Origin of the sequence: Solibacillus kalamii, assembly GCF_002174535.1 — a bacterium.
Taxonomy (GTDB): Bacteria; Bacillota; Bacilli; order Bacillales_A; family Planococcaceae; genus Solibacillus; species Solibacillus silvestris.
In genome coordinates this window covers 1-2,943 of sequence record NZ_NHNT01000024.1, presented here as the reverse complement: position 1 = coordinate 2,943, position 2,943 = coordinate 1, and the positions used below count along the sequence as shown (strand labels likewise).

Genomic DNA, 2,943 nt, shown 5'->3' with positions numbered 1-2,943 from the left:
AAAATGTGGTTAAGTCCTCGACCGATTAGTATTCGTCAGCTGCATGCGTCACCGCACTTCCACCTCGAACCTATCTACCTGATCGTCTTTCAGGGGTCTTACTTACTTGCGTAATGGGAAATCTCATCTTGAGGGGGGCTTCATGCTTAGATGCTTTCAGCACTTATCCCGTCCATACATAGCTACCCAGCGATGCCTTTGGCAAGACAACTGGTACACCAGCGGTATGTCCATCCCGGTCCTCTCGTACTAAGGACAGCTCCTCTCAAATTTCCTACGCCCACGACGGATAGGGACCGAACTGTCTCACGACGTTCTGAACCCAGCTCGCGTACCGCTTTAATGGGCGAACAGCCCAACCCTTGGGACCGACTACAGCCCCAGGATGCGATGAGCCGACATCGAGGTGCCAAACCTCCCCGTCGATGTGGACTCTTGGGGGAGATAAGCCTGTTATCCCCGGGGTAGCTTTTATCCGTTGAGCGATGGCCCTTCCATGCGGAACCACCGGATCACTAAGCCCGTCTTTCGACCCTGCTCGACTTGTAGGTCTCGCAGTCAAGCTCCCTTATGCCTTTACACTCTACGAATGATTTCCAACCATTCTGAGGGAACCTTTGGGCGCCTCCGTTACTCTTTAGGAGGCGACCGCCCCAGTCAAACTGTCCGCCTGACACTGTCTCCTACCCCGCTAAGGGGCATGGGTTAGAAGTTCAATACAACCAGGGTAGTATCCCACYGACGCCTCCTTCGAAGCTGGCGCTCCGAGATCTCTGGCTCCTACCTATCCTGTACAAGTTGTACCAAAATTCAATATCAGGCTACAGTAAAGCTCCACGGGGTCTTTCCGTCCTGTCGCGGGTAACCTGCATCTTCACAGGTACTATAATTTCACCGAGTCTCTCGTTGAGACAGTGCCCAGATCGTTACGCCTTTCGTGCGGGTCGGAACTTACCCGACAAGGAATTTCGCTACCTTAGGACCGTTATAGTTACGGCCGCCGTTTACTGGGGCTTCAATTCACAGCTTCGCTTGCGCTAACCGCTCCTCTTAACCTTCCAGCACCGGGCAGGCGTCAGCCCCTATACGTCACCTTACGGTTTTGCAGAGACCTGTGTTTTTGCTAAACAGTCGCCTGGGCCTATTCACTGCGGCTTCTCTAGGCTATGCACCCAAAGAAGCACCCCTTCTCCCGAAGTTACGGGGTCATTTTGCCGAGTTCCTTAACGAGAGTTCTCTCGCACACCTTAGGATTCTCTCCTCGACTACCTGTGTCGGTTTGCGGTACGGGCACCTCTCACCTCGATAGAGGCTTTTCTTGGCAGTGTGAAATCAGGAACTTCGCTCATACGAGCTCGTCATCACAGCTCAACGTTAWAGTATGCGGATTTGCCTACATACACGCCTTACTGCTTGAACACGCGCAACCAACGGCGTGCTTACCCTATCCTACTGCGTCCCCCCATTTCTCAAACGGTGAGGAGGTGGTACAGGAATATCAACCTGTTGTCCATCGCCTACGCCTATCGGCCTCGGCTTAGGTCCCGACTAACCCTGAGCGGACGAGCCTTCCTCAGGAAACCTTAGTCATACGGTGCATGGGATTCTCACCCATGTTTCGCTACTCATACCGGCATTCTCACTTCTAAYCRCTCCACCAGTCCTTCCGGTCTGACTTCAACGCTATTAGAACGCTCTCCTACCACGCATACTCAAAGTATGCATCCACAGCTTCGGTGAATCGTTTAGCCCCGATACATTTTCGGCGCAGCGTCACTCGACCAGTGAGCTATTACGCACTCTTTAAATGATGGCTGCTTCTAAGCCAACATCCTGGTTGTCTAAGCAACGCCACATCCTTTTCCACTTAACGATTACTTGGGGACCTTAGCTGGTGGTCTGGGCTGTTTCCCTCTTGACTACGGATCTTATCACTCGCAGTCTGACTCCCGTGTATAAATATCCGGCATTCGGAGTTTGTCTGAATTCGGTAAAGCGAGATGCCCCCCTAGTCCAAACAGTGCTCTACCTCCGGTATTCTCAATCACGAGGCTAGCCCTAAAGCTATTTCGGAGAGAACCAGCTATCTCCAGGTTCGATTGGAATTTCTCCGCTACCCACACCTCATCCCCGCACTTTTCAACGTGCGTGGGTTCGGGCCTCCAGTGAGTGTTACCTCACCTTCACCCTGGACATGGGTAGATCACCTGGTTTCGGGTCTACGACCACGTACTAATTCGCCCTATTCAGACTCGCTTTCGCTGCGGCTCCGTCTTCTCAACTTAACCTCGCACGTAATCGTAACTCGCCGGTTCATTCTACAAAAGGCACGCTATCACCCATTAACGGGCTCTAACTACTTGTAGGCACACGGTTTCAGGGTCTATTTCACTCCCCTTCCGGGGTGCTTTTCACCTTTCCCTCACGGTACTGGTTCACTATCGGTCACTAGGTAGTATTTAGCCTTGGGAGATGGTCCTCCCGGATTCCGACGGAATTTCACGTGTTCCGCCGTACTCAGGATCCACTCTGGAGGGAATGAACTTTTGACTACAGGGCTTTTACCTTGTTTCGCGGACCTTTCCAAGTCGCTTCGTCTAATYCATTCTTTTGTAACTCCGTATAGAGTGTCCTACAACCCCAAAGAGCAAGCTCTTTGGTTTGGGCTCTTCCCGTTTCGCTCGCCGCTACTCAGGGAATCGAATTTTCTTTCTGTTCCTGCAGGTACTTAGATGTTTCAGTTCCCTGCGTCTGTCTTCAACACGCTATGAATTCACGTGAAGATACTATCCGATTAAAGATAGTGGGTTCCCCCATTCGGAAATCCCCGGATCAAAGCTTACTTACAGCTCCCCGAGGCATATCGGTGTTAGTGCCGTCCTTCATCGACTCCTAGTGCCAAGGCATCCACCGTGCGCCCTTATTAACTTAACCAAAAGTTAA

The 2,943-nt window shown here is 51.8% G+C and carries 1 rRNA gene; it reads right to left on the bottom strand.

Going from position 1 to position 2,943, the window contains the following annotated elements:
* Positions 1-5: 5 nt before the first annotated feature.
* Positions 6-2,934 (bottom strand): 23S ribosomal RNA (locus CBM15_RS18960).
* Positions 2,935-2,943 lie beyond the last annotated feature (9 nt).